Genomic DNA, 260 nt, shown 5'->3' with positions numbered 1-260 from the left:
AAACTCTACGGTTTTACTCAGTTGGCTATCCGTCAAATTATCATTGGCAAGTGATGAGGCAGGCAAGCGGTAAATTACACTACCATTCACTGTACCGAAATATACCCATTCATTTTGGGCATCCATAGTGATTGGGTTCAAACTTAGGTAAATTGCATCAGAACTACCATTTTCACGCTTAGTTGCCATTAATGACCCAGCAATAATAAGGTCATGCTCAGGTGCTAAAAGTGCTTTATTTGCTTGAAGAACACGGCGAG

At 40.8% G+C, this 260-nt stretch carries 1 protein-coding gene; it reads right to left on the bottom strand.

Annotated features, from left to right (window positions below):
- Positions 1-260: hypothetical protein (locus SB749_RS19915; protein WP_410711829.1), on the bottom strand; the 260-nt coding region annotated here is incomplete at both ends.

The sequence above is a fragment of the Brevibacterium sp. SIMBA_078 genome (assembly GCF_046534565.1).
Classification (GTDB): Bacteria; Actinomycetota; Actinomycetes; order Actinomycetales; family Brevibacteriaceae; genus Brevibacterium.
The sequence above is the reverse complement of the archived record's forward strand: the minus strand, read 5'-3'. Positions and strand labels throughout refer to the sequence as shown.